This window comes from Spiroplasma endosymbiont of Tipula paludosa (assembly GCF_964264785.1).
In the GTDB taxonomy this organism is placed as follows: Bacteria; Bacillota_I; Bacilli_A; order Mycoplasmatales; family Nriv7; genus Nriv7.
Genome location: NZ_OZ183484.1, coordinates 189,454 through 207,020, shown reverse-complemented (window position 1 = coordinate 207,020; position 17,567 = coordinate 189,454). Strand labels below are relative to the sequence as shown.

At 25.4% G+C, this 17,567-nt stretch carries 28 protein-coding genes; 14 read left to right on the top strand and 14 right to left on the bottom strand.

All coding sequences use genetic code 4. From position 1 onward, the window contains the following. Positions 1-115: 115 nt before the first annotated feature. The 7 genes from ACFEL5_RS01210 to ACFEL5_RS01180 all read right to left on the bottom strand — a co-directional run bounded on the left by ACFEL5_RS01210 (position 116) and on the right by ACFEL5_RS01180 (position 4,464). Positions 116-508: a hypothetical protein gene (locus ACFEL5_RS01210; protein WP_375315455.1), complete on the bottom strand. Its 393-nt coding sequence runs from the start codon at positions 506-508 to the stop codon at positions 116-118. Beyond that, a complete protein-coding gene (locus ACFEL5_RS01205) occupies positions 465-992 on the bottom strand; it encodes a rolling circle replication-associated protein (RefSeq protein ID WP_375315435.1) in 528 nt (175 codons plus the stop codon). Before ACFEL5_RS01205 ends, ACFEL5_RS01210 begins: the two co-directional genes overlap by 44 nt. Before the next feature lie 41 nt (positions 993-1,033). Beyond that, a complete protein-coding gene (locus ACFEL5_RS01200; protein ID WP_375315442.1) occupies positions 1,034-1,465 on the bottom strand; it encodes a hypothetical protein in 432 nt (143 codons plus the stop codon). 10 nt (positions 1,466-1,475) lie between these two features. Further along, on the bottom strand, positions 1,476-1,997 hold the full coding sequence (locus tag ACFEL5_RS01195) for a major capsid protein (protein WP_375315503.1): 522 nt from the start codon (positions 1,995-1,997) through the stop codon (positions 1,476-1,478). Continuing rightward, positions 1,998-2,942 carry an IS30 family transposase gene (locus tag ACFEL5_RS01190; protein ID WP_338966716.1) on the bottom strand — a complete coding sequence of 315 codons (945 nt, stop codon included), beginning with the start codon at positions 2,940-2,942 and terminating at the stop codon, positions 1,998-2,000. Between the two features lie 90 nt (positions 2,943-3,032). Then, positions 3,033-4,235 carry a major capsid protein gene (locus ACFEL5_RS01185; RefSeq protein WP_375315502.1) on the bottom strand — a complete coding sequence of 401 codons (1,203 nt, stop codon included), beginning with the start codon at positions 4,233-4,235 and terminating at the stop codon, positions 3,033-3,035. Further along, positions 4,222-4,464 carry a hypothetical protein gene (locus ACFEL5_RS01180; RefSeq protein WP_375315444.1) on the bottom strand — a complete coding sequence of 81 codons (243 nt, stop codon included), beginning with the start codon at positions 4,462-4,464 and terminating at the stop codon, positions 4,222-4,224. The genes ACFEL5_RS01185 and ACFEL5_RS01180 overlap by 14 nt, the downstream gene beginning before the upstream one ends. A 107-nt stretch (positions 4,465-4,571) precedes the next feature. On the opposite strand from ACFEL5_RS01180, the gene ACFEL5_RS01175 reads away from it, so the two are divergent. Continuing rightward, positions 4,572-4,721, top strand: coding sequence for a hypothetical protein (locus ACFEL5_RS01175; RefSeq protein ID WP_375315501.1), 150 nt, complete (start codon positions 4,572-4,574; stop codon positions 4,719-4,721). 234 nt (positions 4,722-4,955) lie between these two features. Here the strand turns inward: ACFEL5_RS01175 and ACFEL5_RS01170 are convergent, their stop codons facing one another. After that, positions 4,956-5,138, bottom strand: a complete 183-nt coding sequence (locus ACFEL5_RS01170) for a hypothetical protein (protein ID WP_375315500.1) — start codon at positions 5,136-5,138, stop codon at positions 4,956-4,958. Between the two features lie 58 nt (positions 5,139-5,196). Between ACFEL5_RS01170 and ACFEL5_RS01165 the strand changes: the two genes are divergently transcribed. The 8 genes from ACFEL5_RS01165 (at position 5,197) to ACFEL5_RS01130 (ending at position 10,724) form a co-directional block, all read left to right on the top strand. Then, positions 5,197-6,141, top strand: a complete 945-nt coding sequence (locus ACFEL5_RS01165) for an IS30 family transposase (RefSeq protein ID WP_338966716.1) — start codon at positions 5,197-5,199, stop codon at positions 6,139-6,141. Beyond that, positions 6,138-6,785 (top strand): IS30 family transposase, encoded by a 648-nt coding sequence (locus ACFEL5_RS01160; RefSeq protein ID WP_375315744.1) that lies wholly within the window; start codon positions 6,138-6,140, stop codon positions 6,783-6,785. Before ACFEL5_RS01165 ends, ACFEL5_RS01160 begins: the two co-directional genes overlap by 4 nt. A gap of 59 nt (positions 6,786-6,844) precedes the next feature. Next, positions 6,845-7,705, top strand: a complete 861-nt coding sequence (gene truB, locus ACFEL5_RS01155; protein WP_338967876.1) for a tRNA pseudouridine(55) synthase TruB — start codon at positions 6,845-6,847, stop codon at positions 7,703-7,705. Then, positions 7,692-8,594, top strand: a complete 903-nt coding sequence (gene ribF, locus ACFEL5_RS01150; protein WP_342190146.1) for a riboflavin biosynthesis protein RibF — start codon at positions 7,692-7,694, stop codon at positions 8,592-8,594. The genes truB and ribF overlap by 14 nt, the downstream gene beginning before the upstream one ends. A gap of 96 nt (positions 8,595-8,690) precedes the next feature. Further along, complete coding sequence (gene rpsO, locus ACFEL5_RS01145) at positions 8,691-8,960, top strand: 30S ribosomal protein S15 (protein WP_338967879.1); 270 nt, start codon at positions 8,691-8,693, stop codon at positions 8,958-8,960. A 74-nt stretch (positions 8,961-9,034) separates the two neighbouring features. Continuing rightward, a complete protein-coding gene (locus ACFEL5_RS01140) occupies positions 9,035-9,175 on the top strand; it encodes a chromate transporter (RefSeq protein ID WP_375315499.1) in 141 nt (46 codons plus the stop codon). A 226-nt stretch (positions 9,176-9,401) separates the two neighbouring features. Continuing rightward, on the top strand, positions 9,402-9,689 hold the full coding sequence (locus ACFEL5_RS01135; RefSeq protein ID WP_375315743.1) for a chromate transporter: 288 nt from the start codon (positions 9,402-9,404) through the stop codon (positions 9,687-9,689). A gap of 90 nt (positions 9,690-9,779) precedes the next feature. Next, positions 9,780-10,724 (top strand): IS30 family transposase, encoded by a 945-nt coding sequence (locus ACFEL5_RS01130; RefSeq protein WP_338966716.1) that lies wholly within the window; start codon positions 9,780-9,782, stop codon positions 10,722-10,724. Between the two features lie 12 nt (positions 10,725-10,736). Here ACFEL5_RS01130 and ACFEL5_RS01125 read toward each other — a convergent pair whose 3' ends face one another. Next, a complete protein-coding gene (locus ACFEL5_RS01125; protein WP_375315498.1) occupies positions 10,737-10,943 on the bottom strand; it encodes a hypothetical protein in 207 nt (68 codons plus the stop codon). A gap of 104 nt (positions 10,944-11,047) precedes the next feature. Between ACFEL5_RS01125 and ACFEL5_RS01120 the strand changes: the two genes are divergently transcribed. The 3 genes from ACFEL5_RS01120 (at position 11,048) to dcm (ending at position 12,839) form a co-directional block, all read left to right on the top strand. Next, positions 11,048-11,440 (top strand): transposase family protein, encoded by a 393-nt coding sequence (locus tag ACFEL5_RS01120; protein WP_375315019.1) that lies wholly within the window; start codon positions 11,048-11,050, stop codon positions 11,438-11,440. A gap of 2 nt (positions 11,441-11,442) precedes the next feature. Continuing rightward, a complete protein-coding gene (locus tag ACFEL5_RS01115; protein WP_342224593.1) occupies positions 11,443-11,865 on the top strand; it encodes a transposase family protein in 423 nt (140 codons plus the stop codon). Positions 11,866-12,110: 245 nt separating this feature from the next. Then, on the top strand, positions 12,111-12,839 hold the full coding sequence (dcm, locus tag ACFEL5_RS01110; RefSeq protein WP_375315742.1) for a DNA (cytosine-5-)-methyltransferase: 729 nt from the start codon (positions 12,111-12,113) through the stop codon (positions 12,837-12,839). Positions 12,840-13,065: 226 nt separating this feature from the next. Here dcm and ACFEL5_RS01105 read toward each other — a convergent pair whose 3' ends face one another. The 5 genes from ACFEL5_RS01105 to ACFEL5_RS01085 all read right to left on the bottom strand — a co-directional run bounded on the left by ACFEL5_RS01105 (position 13,066) and on the right by ACFEL5_RS01085 (position 16,412). Further along, complete coding sequence (locus tag ACFEL5_RS01105) at positions 13,066-13,431, bottom strand: transposase family protein (RefSeq protein WP_342224590.1); 366 nt, start codon at positions 13,429-13,431, stop codon at positions 13,066-13,068. Positions 13,432-13,523: 92 nt separating this feature from the next. Next, positions 13,524-14,468: an IS30 family transposase gene (locus ACFEL5_RS01100; RefSeq protein WP_375315190.1), complete on the bottom strand. Its 945-nt coding sequence runs from the start codon at positions 14,466-14,468 to the stop codon at positions 13,524-13,526. A gap of 76 nt (positions 14,469-14,544) precedes the next feature. Beyond that, on the bottom strand, positions 14,545-14,964 hold the full coding sequence (locus ACFEL5_RS01095; RefSeq protein WP_375315497.1) for a transposase family protein: 420 nt from the start codon (positions 14,962-14,964) through the stop codon (positions 14,545-14,547). Positions 14,965-15,016: 52 nt separating this feature from the next. Beyond that, positions 15,017-15,349 carry a DNA cytosine methyltransferase gene (locus tag ACFEL5_RS01090; protein WP_375315496.1) on the bottom strand — a complete coding sequence of 111 codons (333 nt, stop codon included), beginning with the start codon at positions 15,347-15,349 and terminating at the stop codon, positions 15,017-15,019. 226 nt (positions 15,350-15,575) lie between these two features. Further along, entirely contained in the window at positions 15,576-16,412 is an 837-nt protein-coding gene (locus tag ACFEL5_RS01085) for a MurR/RpiR family transcriptional regulator (protein ID WP_342190069.1), read from the bottom strand. Between the two features lie 414 nt (positions 16,413-16,826). Between ACFEL5_RS01085 and ACFEL5_RS01080 the strand changes: the two genes are divergently transcribed. After that, positions 16,827-17,012 (top strand): hypothetical protein, encoded by a 186-nt coding sequence (locus tag ACFEL5_RS01080; protein ID WP_375315175.1) that lies wholly within the window; start codon positions 16,827-16,829, stop codon positions 17,010-17,012. A 127-nt stretch (positions 17,013-17,139) separates the two neighbouring features. Further along, positions 17,140-17,541 (top strand): hypothetical protein, encoded by a 402-nt coding sequence (locus ACFEL5_RS01075; RefSeq protein ID WP_375315495.1) that lies wholly within the window; start codon positions 17,140-17,142, stop codon positions 17,539-17,541. Positions 17,542-17,567: the final 26 nt, after the last annotated feature.

Genomic DNA, 17,567 nt, shown 5'->3' with positions numbered 1-17,567 from the left:
AGCTATTTGTTATCTTTGACAATACGCTTTAAACTTTTAACTCTCTCATGAAGGATATGGTCTTTATTACCCAATAGTTTGACATATCCAACACCAGCTTCTTGAACAGAAGCAGTTAAATTAAATTTCGCATTAACAATGCGATTTTTTTTATTGCTTCTAAATGTTCAGCATTCTGCTTCTCATAAAGTCGGTCAAAATAACGCGGTGGTTGAAGCTTTATCAAACCTTTCTCAGTATTTAAATTAATAACATCATATTGATAAATATCTTCAAAATTATCTTCAAAATATTTTTTACCAATTCCCTTACTCATATACAATTTTTCTTGTTCAATATTAAGTTTCTCATAATCTAATTTATTAGCTTTTTTTAAAGTATAACGAGCAACATAACCCGCACTCTGATAAGTAACTCGACCAATTTTATGTATTCCTTTTCCTCAAATACGGTCAACAACTTTACTAATAAAGTATGGATGACCTAGTTTTGAGACCTCTCCGGTCAATTCCAAGTCCATTTAATGGTAGACCAAAGAAACAGATGTGATAATGGGGTCTCTGTGTGCGAGAACCATATTCTGAACTTGCTAAGTACTTAATATCAAATATATTTTCACGTTCAAAATTTTTACGTAAAGAATTAATAAATCTTTTTAAATCAGAATATCGACAAGTATATCTACCTTCATCATTAATCGGAATAAATTCATCAGCATAAGTCAAAGTAATAAATCAATTATCATTAGAACTTTTACATTCCAAAGCTGAACGTACTGCTCACTCCTTAGAATTATCTAATTTACATCCGATACACTTACGACAAGGAACAGCATTGTTATTTTTATAATAGCGGTTCATATCTTTTGTAAGTTTTTCAATACAATTAAATCTTTTAAATTTTGCTTTTTCACCCTTTTTCAAGTTATAAACTTGAATTGGTTTTAAACATCCCATAAATTCTCCCAAAAATTTTTTGCGTCAACGGGGCATAGTATATTCAAATATACTATGCCCCGTTGACGACAAGAAATTTATTTTATAAATTTCGCCGACGAAACAATCAAATTTTTCAAATTATTTTGATATAAATCGGTACGCATATTAGTTCCTTTGGCATTTGCTAAATCACCTAATAGACGAGCACTTGAACCAATAATATTGGAAATAATTCCCGCGGATTGTCCACCAGCTCCGCTAGAACCAGCAGGAACAGCACCAGCAGCACTAGTAAAAGCAGTAAGGGGATTAACCCCTGCTTTTTTCATATCTTCAGTTCCGCGCTGTCATTGGGTGTTGGCCATTCGCTCTTGAAAATCACGATTTAACTGATTTTGTGTTCTGGCGCTACTTGCACCAACACCTAAAATATCGGTAATAACATTTTTAATTCCTTCTCCGAATTTATCAAAACCAGATTGTGTGTTTTCATTAATATTAGGATATACATCTTTAAAATCATTCATAAGAAATCTCCTAAATTCTATCAATACCGGGAATACTAAATACCGGCATTGGTCGTTCATGTTTAACTTCAAAATAAAAATCAGCTTGAAATTGTGGCATATCATTAGTTGATTTAACAGCAAGAGTCCGGTCAATATTAGCCTTATCTTCTTTCAATCATTCAGCAGACAATTTAGGTAAAGAAGAATAATTATCACCATAATGATAATAATCTAAACCTTTCTCAACACTACGCATCATCCCAGTAATCTTATTGAATTTAGTACGATAAGAAGCTCAAGCCTCATTATAACCAAAAATTTCATCATCAACAGTAGTGGTACCACCACTAAAATAAATTTCTTTATTTTTAATTGGTTGTTCACCGATATTAGCAAATATTGGGTCATAAAAATCATTACGAGTACTACGAGTTCATAATTGTTCTAATCCTTGTTGATACGAATGTTCATATCGAACAGCAGCAACCAAAATTAAATAACCATGTTCCAAAAAAGTTTTATTATTGCCAAATTGTAAAGTTAAGTGCAACTAAATTATTTTTCTAACCAAATATTCGATTGGCGAAAGATAATTTAGTATTTTTCTTGGTCTTTGGTTTAAAGACAATATAAATTTATGAACTGCATTTTTAGTAGTGTTTGAAAAATTAAATTTTTTAGGAAATTTTTCTCTAATTAAACCATTAGTATTTTCATTAGTACCTCTTTGTCAAGGTGAATATGCATCAGCAAAATAAATTTTCACATTTAAATTTTTTTCAAGTTGTTGTCAATTAGCAAATTCTTTACCCCTATCAAATGTTATAGTCTTAACAAGATTATTTGGAAGAATTGATAAATAATGACTAATATTTTTGTTAATAACTTTAGTAGTTCTATTTTCAACTAATATTGCTAAAGTAAATCTTGATGTTCTTTCAACTAAAGTTATTAAACATGATTTACTTTTACCTCGTGATGATACTACAGTATCACCTTCTCAATGGCCAAGAGTTATGCGATTATTAACATTTCGTTCTTTAATGGATTTACCATTAAATTTACCCCGATTTTCTTGAGATTTTCGTTTCTTACCTTTTCTTCTTAAATTTTTACTAGTAACCTTTTCAAGTAATCCAGAATAAATTCAATTGTAAATTGTTTTAAAACTAATAATTCATTCTTGATGAAAATTTTTAATTCTGCCATAAATTTGTTCAGGCGATCAACCTAATAATAATTTTTGTTGTACATATTTTACTAATTCTCTATTTTTAAATTTATGAAAATAAACATGTAATTGTTTTCTATTTTCTGCTTTATTTTGTGCAATTAATGAAAAATAATGATTATTATCTTTATTTCTATTAACTTCTCGATTAATAGTACTAATACTTCGATTAAGATTTTTAGCTATTTCACTAATTTTTACTTTAAATTTCAATTGATTCTCAATATAAATTCTTTCATCTATGCCAAGATGTTTGTATCCCATATAAAAACTCCTTAAATTTACTTTTTCTAAAATAAACTTAGCATCATGAAATTTTTATATGAAATCTTTTGCAATTTTATTTACTTGCACTTACAAGTATAATTCAGCAATTAAACTTTGACTTAAAAAACTTTCACCAAAAGCAGATAAATTTGCTTGAGCACTATCAGAAACAGTACTTGAAGTTTGCGGAACAGTATTGACATTTAAAGGTTTACGATAACCACCTAAATACTCAGCACGCTGTTGAGTTGCATCTAAAGAATTAACACCAAAATGTGAACGCAAATATTCAACATAACGCGTACCACTACGAGCATCTTTTTCTAACATATGCTGATATGTTATCGCTTGTCGTAAATCATTAATAGAAATACCTGTAGCTTTAGATAAATCAGCATATAAATTATTAGGATAAAGTTCATCTTTAGGTGCAACAGTTAAAGGATTTGTCAAATCTAGACCAGCAATTGAATAAGGATATTTACCATCAACATTTTTCCCTACCATACCAAGACGACCGGCAGCTTGTTTTTGACTATCAAAATCTGTACCATCAGTTTTACTAAATGTCAACGGATTTCATTTTCCTTTAATAACTGGTTGTTTATCAGTATGAATAGGAGCAGAACCGCCAATATTTAAATTAATAGCATCACCTTTTTGTGGTTTAGGCAGAGCACTAGTAAAATAATCATGATACTTATTAGTAATAAAAGGCATACCACCTAATTCTAAATCTTTAACTCAATCAGTACCATTAGAACCAGTTCCCGTAGAATTAGTTTTATTAATATGAGCTACTGATTGTAAATTTTGGTCGCGAAATCAATCATTAACAATTTGAGTATAAGCTCTAAAAGGTAAAGCACTAACCTTTAAACCTTTTTTATTAATAGGTAAACCCATATAATCAGCAATTGTACCAATTTTTCAACCATCAGTAGGAGAATTAACAGTCGGAACTAAAATTTCGCTAGAAACAGCCCAAGGGTCTTCATTTTCACCAAAAAATTTCTTAAAATCATCTCAAATAATCCGATTTGGAACAAAAAAACCATAAACATCAATATTCGCAACATCCATAACCGGTTTTAACATCGTAGTTTGTCGAATAAGAGCTTTAATATCTAATTTAACATTATCACCAGGCAAAATCTCATCCAAATAAATTGGAACTAAATCACCTGCATTAAAAGCAGTAATAAGCTTGCTATTTCTAACAAACATTGAATGTTGCGGAGAACTATTTAAAGTATTCCCAAAATTATAAACTAATTTATTTTTTTTCATCTACTTCTTCTCCTTTTACATCTAAATCATCTTTAATATCTTCTTGTTTATGATTTTTATTATCATTATTCAAACTTTTTAAATAATCATTAATAACATTTAAATTATCAATATTTTTTAAAAGATTTAAAGTTTCCATTGCTGAACTTGGTAACTGCGATAAATCAACATATGAACCTTCTTTAAAATTCAAATTTACAATTTCGCCGGTTCCATATCTATCAATCATTTCATTTAAAGTTGTACCAACACCAGCTTCCTGGATTTCATTAGACTTGGTACATAACCTTTAATTTTATCTACTATTTTGATAATTATTTTTTAGATGAAATACAAATGTTAGATAAATACAAAGATAAAAATGAATTTTATAGTTTAGTCGGCATAAAATGTTATAGTTATGTACCAAGTCTATTATATATATTTGCTACTTTACTAACTCGTAAAGAAACTTCACCAGTATCTTTACTAACAACTCTTTCATAAATCTTATATTCAGCTTTACCACTCTCAGAAGGAACACTGACATTTTCAAATTCCTTATAAATTTTTTTCATGTTTTTTACCTTTCATAATATTTTTATTTTGTTGTTCAATTCAAGATGAATAACCATGATTATCTAAATAATCTTTTAAGACATCTAAATCTTTATCAATATTTTTACTTTTAATATATATCGACCTAATTGTTTCAATAGACTTGGTACATAACCTTTAATTTTATCTACTATTTTGATAATTATTTTTTAGATGAAATACAAATGTTAGATAAATACAAAGATAAAAATGAATTTTATAGTTTAGTCGGCATAAAATGTTATAGTTATGTACCAAGTCTAATATAGAAATAAGTGCTGAATTATACTTGTAAGTGCAAGTAAATAAAATTGCAAAAGATTTCATATAAAAATTTCATGATGCTAAGTTTATTTTAGAAAAAGTAAATTTAAGGAGTTTTTATATGGGATACAAACATCTTGGCATAGATGAAAGAATTTATATTGAGAATCAATTGAAATTTAAAGTAAAAATTAGTGAAATAGCTAAAAATCTTAATCGAAGTATTAGTACTATTAATCGAGAAGTTAATAGAAATAAAGATAATAATCATTATTTTTCATTAATTGCACAAAATAAAGCAGAAAATAGAAAACAATTACATGTTTATTTTCATAAATTTAAAAATAGAGAATTAGTAAAATATGTACAACAAAAATTATTATTAGGTTGATCGCCTGAACAAATTTATGGCAGAATTAAAAATTTTCATCAAGAATGAATTATTAGTTTTAAAACAATTTACAATTGAATTTATTCTGGATTACTTGAAAAGGTTACTAGTAAAAATTTAAGAAGAAAAGGTAAGAAACGAAAATCTCAAGAAAATCGGGGTAAATTTAATGGTAAATCCATTAAAGAACGAAATGTTAATAATCGCATAACTCTTGGCCATTGAGAAGGTGATACTGTAGTATCATCACGAGGTAAAAGTAAATCATGTTTAATAACTTTAGTTGAAAGAACATCAAGATTTACTTTAGCAATATTAGTTGAAAATAGAACTACTAAAGTTATTAACAAAAATATTAGTCATTATTTATCAATTCTTCCAAATAATCTTGTTAAGACTATAACATTTGATAGGGGTAAAGAATTTGCTAATTGACAACAACTTGAAAAAAATTTAAATGTGAAAATTTATTTTGCTGATGCATATTCACCTTGACAAAGAGGTACTAATGAAAATACTAATGGTTTAATTAGAGAAAAATTTCCTAAAAAATTTAATTTTTCAAACACTACTAAAAATGCAGTTCATAAATTTATATTGTCTTTAAACCAAAGACCAAGAAAAATACTAAATTATCTTTCGCCAATCGAATATTTGGTTAGAAAAATAATTTAGTTGCACTTAACTTTACAATTTGGCGTTTTAAAACAATTTACAATTGAATTTATTCTGGATTACTTGAAAAGGTTACTAGTAAAAATTTAAGAAGAAAAGGTAAGAAACGAAAATCTCAAGAAAATCGGGGTAAATTTAATGGTAAATCCATTAAAGAACGAAATGTTAATAATCGCATAACTCTTGGCCATTGAGAAGGTGATACTGTAGTATCATCACGAGGTAAAAGTAAATCATGTTTAATAACTTTAGTTGAAAGAACATCAAGATTTACTTTAGCAATATTAGTTGAAAATAGAACTACTAAAGTTATTAACAAAAATATTAGTCATTATTTATCAATTCTTCCAAATAATCTTGTTAAGACTATAACATTTGATAGGGGTAAAGAATTTGCTAATTGACAACAACTTGAAAAAAATTTAAATGTGAAAATTTATTTTGCTGATGCATATTCACCTTGACAAAGAGGTACTAATGAAAATACTAATGGTTTAATTAGAGAAAAATTTCCTAAAAAATTTAATTTTTCAAACACTACTAAAAATGCAGTTCATAAATTTATATTGTCTTTAAACCAAAGACCAAGAAAAATAATAAATTATCTTTCGCCAATCGAATATTTGGTTAGAAAAATAATTTAGTTGCACTTAACTTTACAATTTGGCGTATGATATAATATCTTTGGAGATTTTTTATTATAATGAATTCAGGAATTTTACTAATTGATAAACCTACTGAGATGACATCGCATCAAGTAGTATCTTATCTTAAAAAAAAGTTTAAATATTATAAAGTTGGTCATGCCGGAACTTTAGACCCTCTAGCTACTGGTGTACTAATAATTTTGGTCAATCAAGCGACAAAGATTTCTTCATTATTATTGAACGAAACGAAAGAGTATTTAGTAACAATGCAATTTAATATTTTAACTAATAGTGGTGATATTACTGGTAATGTTATTGCTAATGATAATAAGTTAATTACGAAAGAGCAATTTCTTAATTGTTTAAAGTTTTTTCCGTTATCATACAATCAAATACCACCTAAATATTCGGCGATTAAGTTTCAAGGGAAAAAACTTTATGAATATGCTCGCAAGGATCAAGAAGTATTATTAGCAAAACGACTTGTGAAGTTAGATTATTTAGAGTTAGTAAGTTTTGATTTTCCTTATGTTTCCCTAAAAGTTAAATGTTCAAAAGGAACATATATTCGTAGTTTAGTAGTAGACATTGCTAAAACTTTAAATACGATAGCAACAGTAAAAAAATTGCAAAGAATAGCTAGTGGTGCATATAAGATTAGTAATTGTTGCGAACTTGATAAAATTCAAGAACAAAATATGATTTCATTATCAAATGTATTACAAGACTATATGCCACTTATTAATATTAAGGAAACAAAAGATATTAAAAATGGTAAGGCTATTCAATTAAAAGAGATTGAAAGTGATACTGTGTTGTTAACTGATAATAATCAAATCCCATTAGCAATATATGTTAAGGGACTAGATAATAAATATTATTGTAAAAAAGGATTATGAAATGATGAAAATAATTAATACTATTGATGAAAAACAGCAATTTTCAAATAAACAAGTAGCGTGTTTAGGATTTTTTGATGGGCTTCATATTGGACATCAGTTATTAACTCAAACAGTATTAAAGGAAGCTAAAGAAAATAATTATCAATCACTATTTTTTACTTTTTCAATCGCACCAAAGAAAATAATTTTACAACAACAATATGATGACTTGCTTGATATGGATGATAAGCAAAAATTAGTTTCATTAATGGGATTTGATAATTTTGTTATTTTTCCATTTAATGATAATACAAGAAAATGATCAATTGAACAGTTTATTTTTTATCTTAAACAATTGAATATTGATATTATCGTTGTTGGTGATGATTTTCGTTTTGCAAATTTTGGTTTGGGAAATATTAGTCATTTGCAGAAAAATTTTTCTAAAGTAATTGTTGTTAATAAAGTTTTAATTAATAATGATATTCGGGTATCAACAACATATATTCGTCAGTTACTACAAAAAAAACAAATTGTTAGTGCTAATAAGTTATTATTGCAACCTTATAATATTAAAGGTATTGTTGTTAAAGGTAATAAATTAGGTAATAAAATTCAATTTCCAACAGCAAATATTCATTTAAATGATAATTTTTCAATATTAAATGAGGGTGTCTATATTACTAATGTTAGTTTAGATAATAAAAACTATCAAGCAATTTCTTGTATTATTAGAATTGATAATGTTTTAAAATGTGAATCATATATTCTTAATTTTAATAATAATATTTATGGTGTAAAAATTAAAATTTCCTTTTTAAAGTATTTACGAGATAATGTTGCTGTTAAAAGTTTAGAACATTTAAAACAGTTAATTAGCGAAGATTACAGCAAAACCCTTGAATATTTTCGTAAAATAGGTTAATATTTAATACGAATACGACTATTACAAGTTTTTAAAATACCTTCTATTTTATTAATTGGTTTTAGTTAAGTTTATAATTATTGGAGGATTTATTAAATGGCAATTACAGCTGAGGATAAAAAACAAATTATTGCTAAATTTGGGAGAAAAGAAAAAGATACGGGTTCAGCAGAAGTACAAATAGCACTTTTAACAGAGAAAATTATTAATTTAACGGCACATTTAAAAGTACATCGTAAAGATGTTATTACTGAACGAAGTTTAGTAAGAAAAGTATCACAAAGACGAAATATGTTAGATTACTTAAAAGATCATGATATTAATCGTTATCGTAAAATAATTGAACAATTAAAACTAAGAAAATAATAAATTGAAATTATTAAGAAAGAGAATTAGATGCTGATTCTTTTTCTTTTTATAAGATATTAAGGGTTGATATGATGAAAAAAACAAAATATTCAAAATGGCAATTATATTGACAATTGTTTTATGTTTTTTTGAAAATATCTTTTTTTGGTTTTGGTGGCGGTAATGCCGTAATGCCTTTAATTAAAAATGAAGTTGTAGTTGGTCGCGTTTAGTTTTCTTAGGTATTTTTTAAAAAAGAAAAAATAGTCATTTACTATAAATTATTTCAATATGCAAATTAAGTATATATTTCTTATGTATGATTTTTGTTGTAAAAAATTATTTTAATGTTGTTTTTATAAGCATTTTACTTAGTTTTTATAACCTTTTATTAAGAATATGTTTGTTAATATTAAATATTTTGTTTTATTAATTATTTTTCAAGTAAAAAGGTAATAAATTTTTAGTTGCTTTTCTTTCAAAATTATTCAAATCTTTACCCACCTAACAAAACTTTATGCGCCCGTTGTAGTTAAGAAGCGATGAATAACTGAGGATGAATTTAATCATTTATTAATTTTAGCAAATACTATTCCTGGACCAAGCATTTTTCAAGTATCAGCTTCTGTTGGTTATAAAATAGCTGGTATTACTGGAGCACTATTAGCATCGTTTGTTGCATACTTGCCTAATATGATTGCTTTTATTTTTCTTGCAACTTTACTATTTGCTGAATTATACTTGTAAGTGCAAGTAAATAAAATTGCAAAAGATTTCATATAAAAATTTCATGATGCTAAGTTTATTTTAGAAAAAGTAAATTTAAGGAGTTTTTATATGGGATACAAACATCTTGGCATAGATGAAAGAATTTATATTGAGAATCAATTGAAATTTAAAGTAAAAATTAGTGAAATAGCTAAAAATCTTAATCGAAGTATTAGTACTATTAATCGAGAAGTTAATAGAAATAAAGATAATAATCATTATTTTTCATTAATTGCACAAAATAAAGCAGAAAATAGAAAACAATTACATGTTTATTTTCATAAATTTAAAAATAGAGAATTAGTAAAATATGTACAACAAAAATTATTATTAGGTTGATCGCCTGAACAAATTTATGGCAGAATTAAAAATTTTCATCAAGAATGAATTATTAGTTTTAAAACAATTTACAATTGAATTTATTCTGGATTACTTGAAAAGGTTACTAGTAAAAATTTAAGAAGAAAAGGTAAGAAACGAAAATCTCAAGAAAATCGGGGTAAATTTAATGGTAAATCCATTAAAGAACGAAATGTTAATAATCGCATAACTCTTGGCCATTGAGAAGGTGATACTGTAGTATCATCACGAGGTAAAAGTAAATCATGTTTAATAACTTTAGTTGAAAGAACATCAAGATTTACTTTAGCAATATTAGTTGAAAATAGAACTACTAAAGTTATTAACAAAAATATTAGTCATTATTTATCAATTCTTCCAAATAATCTTGTTAAGACTATAACATTTGATAGGGGTAAAGAATTTGCTAATTGACAACAACTTGAAAAAAATTTAAATGTGAAAATTTATTTTGCTGATGCATATTCACCTTGACAAAGAGGTACTAATGAAAATACTAATGGTTTAATTAGAGAAAAATTTCCTAAAAAATTTAATTTTTCAAACACTACTAAAAATGCAGTTCATAAATTTATATTGTCTTTAAACCAAAGACCAAGAAAAATACTAAATTATCTTTCGCCAATCGAATATTTGGTTAGAAAAATAATTTAGTTGCACTTAACTTTACAATTTGGCATTTTTAAAAATTTCAATATAGCTTTCAAATGGTATACCTAAATAAAAAATAAATGAAGAATAAATATCTATTGTTAACGCATATCTATTTTTACTATATTCAGTAATTGTATAGTCTTCTGAAATTAACTCATTATCTTTTTTATCTTTATATTTTTCTAAAAAATCATTTATTTTATTATTAATGTTTGTCATATTTGGTTTTTTATAATCAGAAACTTTGTTATTTAATAGACTTGGTACATAACCTTTAATTTTATCTACTATTTTGATAATATTATTTACTAGGTGAAGTACAAATGTTAGATAAATACAAAGACGAAAATGAATTTTATAGTCTAATAGGCATAAAATATAAAACTTTCATGAAAATGGTAGAAATTTTAAAAGAAGCTAAAGCTAAACAAAAACAAATTGGTGGTAGACCAAATAAATTATCAATAGAGCAAAGATTACTTATGACTTTAGAATACTGAAAAGAATATAGTACATATCGTATTATTGCAAAAAAATATAATATTAGTCATGTTAGTTGTATTCGTAATATCTTTTGAGTTGAAAATACTCTAATAAAAAATAGTCACTTTCATATACCTGGCAAAAAGATATTATTGGAACATAAAGTTACTAATAATAATTTATTAGCAATTGATGCTACAGAAATTCCAATTGAAAGAATTAAAAAAAACTAAAATTATTATTTTCTGGTAAGAAAAGGCAACATTCATTAAAATCACAAATAATTATTGATTTATTTAACAATAAAATTATTTCAGTAGATTTTTGTTATGGCAGTATTCATGATTATAAGTTATTTTTAAAATCAAATACACTTATAAATCCAAAATTAGAATTAATTGCCGATTCAGGCTATCAAGGTTTGCAAAATGTTCATAAAAATACATTATTGCCAATTAAAAAGAGTAAAAATAATCCCTTAAATCCAGATAAAAAGGAATATAATAGCTTTTTAAGTAAAGTTAGAATTGCCATTGAACATGTTTTTGCTAGATTAAAAAGATTTAAAATACTAGTTTATCGTTATCGCAATAAGATTAGAAGATTTGGATTACGATTTAACTTAATTTCAGGAATATATAATTTTGAATTAAGCTAGTTATAGTTATGTACCAAGTCTATTGAACAAATAATGATGATTTTTGAGGGGCCCATATAAACAAAGAAGATAATGGGGGAGAAGATTTAAATGATGCAAGGGTGTTATCTATCAACTGGTAAACTTCTTTCGGTTATGGCGACCACCCACAATTTATCGTGCTTTAATACATACCAACATTATTAATTCACTTGTATTTAATTTTCAAAGAACAAAATTTTAACACCTCATAAAATAAAAAGACAATCACTGCTGACTGTCTTAATACTTATTCAAATATTTTCCTACCTAACAAAACTTTATGCGCCCATTATGGAGTACCTCAAAGCAGAACTAGACTTTTTCTTATAGGTTTTAGACAAGATATTGTTAATAATTTTGATTTCCCTAAACCAATAGTTCTTGAAAAAAAGATGAGTGATTATTTAGAAAAAGTATTTTTAGATGAACAAGAGATATCTGAAAAAGCAAAAAGGTACATATTAAATGAAACTAGAATGAAAAAAAAGCTTACTCAAGTTGATGGTGAAATATCTCTTTGTCAAGTTAAAAATCAACAAGCTAATTTTATTGGAGATTTTATTTCAGAGAGTTATATTAAGAGTTTTGTATTATCTGAAAAATTACAGAAAACAGTTTTAAAAAAAGGTACTGCTAATCCTAAAATTGCTAAGACAATATTAAGTTCATCTTTTAAATATCATTATGCAAGTACTGATAACTATGTAAGTTATGATCAAGAACGAATTCGAAGATTAACACCTAGAGAATGTTTAAGGTTAATGGGGTTTTCTGATTCATTTAAGATAGTAGTGTCAAATACTCAAATATATAAGCAATCTGGTAATAGTATAGTTGTTGATGTTTTTGAGCGTATTATTCCTAATATATTGATTTATTTAGATAATAAAAATTATGCTAAGGATAGAAAGAAAAAATGCAAAAAAATATTACAACAGATAACTTTTTTATAAAAAAAGTTATAACTATTTCAAATGAGTATGTAACTACTCAAAATAAGCACAGCATTAGTAGAACTCATGGACAGTCTAAAATAAAATTTAGTAATATAGAGTTTGATGAGATTTTTGGTTCGCAAAGTAAAGGCAATATCTTGTTTTCTAAGAATAATATGATAAATTTTCTAAAAAATTTAAAAATGCGTTGAGAATATATATTAGACTTGGTACATAACTATAACTAGCTTAATTCAAAATTATATATTCCTGAAATTAAGTTAAATCGTAATCCAAATCTTCTAATCTTATTGCGATAACGATAAACTAGTATTTTAAATCTTTTTAATCTAGCAAAAACATGTTCAATGGCAATTCTAACTTTACTTAAAAAGCTATTATATTCCTTTTTATCTGGATTTAAGGGATTATTTTTACTCTTTTTAATTGGCAATAATGTATTTTTATGAACATTTTGCAAACCTTGATAGCCTGAATCGGCAATTAATTCTAATTTTGGATTTATAAGTGTATTTGATTTTAAAAATAACTTATAATCATGAATACTGCCATAACAAAAATCTACTGAAATAATTTTATTGTTAAATAAATCAATAATTATTTGCGATTTTAATGAATGTTGCCTTTTCTTACCAGAAAATAATAATTTTAGTTTTTGCCAAATTGTAAAGTTAAGTGCAACTAAATTATTTTTCTAACCAAATATTCGATTGGCGAAAGATAATTTAGTATTTTTCTTGGTCTTTGGTTTAAAGACAATATAAATTTATGAACTGCATTTTTAGTAGTGTTTGAAAAATTTAATTTTTTAGGAAATTTTTCTCTAATTAAACCATTAGTATTTTCATTAGTACCTCTTTGTCAAGGTGAATATGCATCAGCAAAATAAATTTTCACATTTAAATTTTTTTCAAGTTGTTGTCAATTAGCAAATTCTTTACCCCTATCAAATGTTATAGTCTTAACAAGATTATTTGGAAGAATTGATAAATAATGACTAATATTTTTGTTAATAACTTTAGTAGTTCTATTTTCAACTAATATTGCTAAAGTAAATCTTGATGTTCTTTCAACTAAAGTTATTAAACATGATTTACTTTTACCTCGTGATGATACTACAGTATCACCTTCTCAATGGCCAAGAGTTATGCGATTATTAACATTTCGTTCTTTAATGGATTTACCATTAAATTTACCCCGATTTTCTTGAGATTTTCGTTTCTTACCTTTTCTTCTTAAATTTTTACTAGTAACCTTTTCAAGTAATCCAGAATAAATTCAATTGTAAATTGTTTTAAAACTAATAATTCATTCTTGATGAAAATTTTTAATTCTGCCATAAATTTGTTCAGGCGATCAACCTAATAATAATTTTTGTTGTACATATTTTACTAATTCTCTATTTTTAAATTTATGAAAATAAACATGTAATTGTTTTCTATTTTCTGCTTTATTTTGTGCAATTAATGAAAAATAATGATTATTATCTTTATTTCTATTAACTTCTCGATTAATAGTACTAATACTTCGATTAAGATTTTTAGCTATTTCACTAATTTTTACTTTAAATTTCAATTGATTCTCAATATAAATTCTTTCATCTATGCCAAGATGTTTGTATCCCATATAAAAACTCCTTAAATTTACTTTTTCTAAAATAAACTTAGCATCATGAAATTTTTATATGAAATCTTTTGCAATTTTATTTACTTGCACTTACAAGTATAATTCAGCTTTTTTTAATTCTTTCAATTGGAATTTCTGTAGCATCAATTGCTAATAAATTATTATTAGTAACTTTATGTTCCAATAATATCTTTTTGCCAGGTATATGAAAGTGACTATTTTTTATTAGAGTATTTTCAACTCAAAAGATATTACGAATACAACTAACATGACTAATATTATATTTTTTTGCAATAATACGATATGTACTATATTCTTTTCAGTATTCTAAAGTCATAAGTAATCTTTGCTCTATTGATAATTTATTTGGTCTACCACCAATTTGTTTTTGTTTAGCTTTAGCTTCTTTTAAAATTTCTACCATTTTCATGAAAGTTTTATATTTTATGCCTATTAGACTATAAAATTCATTTTCGTCTTTGTATTTATCTAACATTTGTACTTCACCTAGTAAATAATATTATCAAAATAGTAGATAAAATTAAAGGTTATGTACCAAGTCTATTAACTAATCTTATGAATTCAAATATTAACAATCCTCTATCATCATCTAAGCCCTTTTGAAATCCAATAGAACTAAAACTTTGACACGGTGAACCGCCCACAAATAAATCTATCTTATTTTTATACTTACTACCATTTAATTGAATAATATCGTTATATCAATTTTCTTCAGAGATATCATAATTTGCAAAATAAGATTGCTTAACATACTTATCATTATCACAAGCAAATATAACATTATATGCTAAATTCATTTTTTCTAGGGCTTGTTCAAATGCACCAATTCCGCTAAAAACAGTACCTATATTTAGTTTCATTATGAATAATACTCCTCTCATATAAATAATAATTAGAATACTTCCTTAAATAATTTAAAATATTCTTTATAATGTTAACACAAAAAATTGACTATTTGTTAGTTAGAACTATTTTTTAAAAATTAGTAATTACTAATTTTCTTATTTGCTTATGAAAAAAGAATACTTCATAAAAGCATCCCCTAAAATAATCAAAACATATATATGTAACAAATAATAAATTAATCTATTTTAAATCATAATCCAACTTCGTTTTTCTTAAATTATGAATATATTTATTATGATATTTTTCTAAAACCGTAACAAAAATAGCATCAAATAAATATATTAAAGTTAAATGACTTGTTAACGATACATACCGCTCAATTGATTCATTGGACAAAACATGGAGCGCAACATCACTATAACTATTTACTTCATTTTTATTTCGTTTAGTAACAGTTACAATATGACTATTATTACCTTTAACAATTTTTAAATTACGCAACACCTCAAAATTAATTCCCGAATAACTCACAGCAATAACAAGACTATTTTTACTTGATAGTTTACAATAAGTATTTTGAATATAAGCATTATTACTAAACTTAACATTAAAACCTAAACGAATTAATTTTTCTGCTAAATCAAGGCAAGGAACATATGATGCTTGCCCCGCAATGAGAATAACTTCTTGAGTTTTAGTCAAATATAAACTAACCTGCTCAATTTTTTTAGTATCAATAATGTTATGAGTATCTTGCAAACTTTTAGTAGTATTCTCATATAATGTTTTTATATAATCACCTTTATTATCAGGCGATGAATGACTAATATAGTCACCAGCAATATTATGCAAATAATATTTTAAAACATGTTGAAATTCATTATATCCACTCAAACCTAATAATTTAACAAATCGTGACACCGTAGATGTTGAAACATATGTCTTATTTGCTAAATCATTAATCCGAAAAGTAATAACCTTTTGAGTATTAGTAATAATATAATTTGCTAATAACGCATAATTATGAGTAGAGGTTGCAAGTTCTTTAATTTGTGAAATAATTTTATTAATTTCCACTTGCTTCTCCCCCTCAAATGATATTAGACTTGGTACATAACTATAACATTTTATGCCGACTAAACTATAAAATTCATTTTTATCTTTAGACTTGGTACATAACTATAACATTTTATGCCGACTAAACTATAAAATTCATTTTTATCTTTGTATTTATCTAACATTTGTATTTCATCTAAAAAATAATTATCAAAATAGTAGATAAAATTAAAGGTTATGTACCAAGTCTTTTGTATTTATCTAACATTTGTATTTCATCTAAAAAATAATTATCAAAATAGTAGATAAAATTAAAGGTTATGTACCAAGTCTATTGTGTAAAAATTCAATAATATGATAAAATAGTAATGAATAAAAATGACAATAACAAGAAAGGTATGGTTAGTTTAGTAATTAAATAATATAATTAGCTGATTGTTTTACTTCTTCAAAGCAATACCTAAGAAAACTAAACGCGACCGTTGGAAAGCAATTATTTTAGTATTTTCTAATTTAATATTAGGGATGGTAATTTATGTTCCCTTTATATTAATTGCTAATAGTATAGCTAAGAAAAATGGTAATGCTGTTAATTTAGGATATTTAGGTGCGATTCATTAGACTTGGTACATAACTATAACATTTTATGCCGACTAAACTATAAAATTCATTTTTATCTTTGTATTTATCTAACATTTGTATTTCATCTAAAAAATAATTATCAAAATAGTAGATAAAATTAAAGGTTATGTACCAAGTCTATTATTTTTTTACTGGCAAAAACTTTCAAGATTTACGATATCAAGAAATTAGGAATAAGCATCGCAGTGAATATCAAATTTTAAAGAAAAATGATGCTTCAATTGAGGAAAAGCAAAGATTGCGAGAGAAACATATTCAAGAATGAATCATTTATCGTAAATTTCTTAAAAAGGAACGCATTGAAATTAAAAAACGACAACAACAAGAAAAATTACAGCAAAAAATTGAATTAAAGGCACAGCGAACTAAAGTTTCTGCTAATAAAAACAAAGATAAAAAAGAGAAAAAACTTATTAAGAAAAATAATCAAGATTTGAAAAAAGCAAAAAAGGCTTCTAAAAAGGCTAAACTAAAATCTCAAAAAAGAATTAAAAGAAAGAAAAAATAAAAAGCTTTATCTTTTGTTGATAAAGT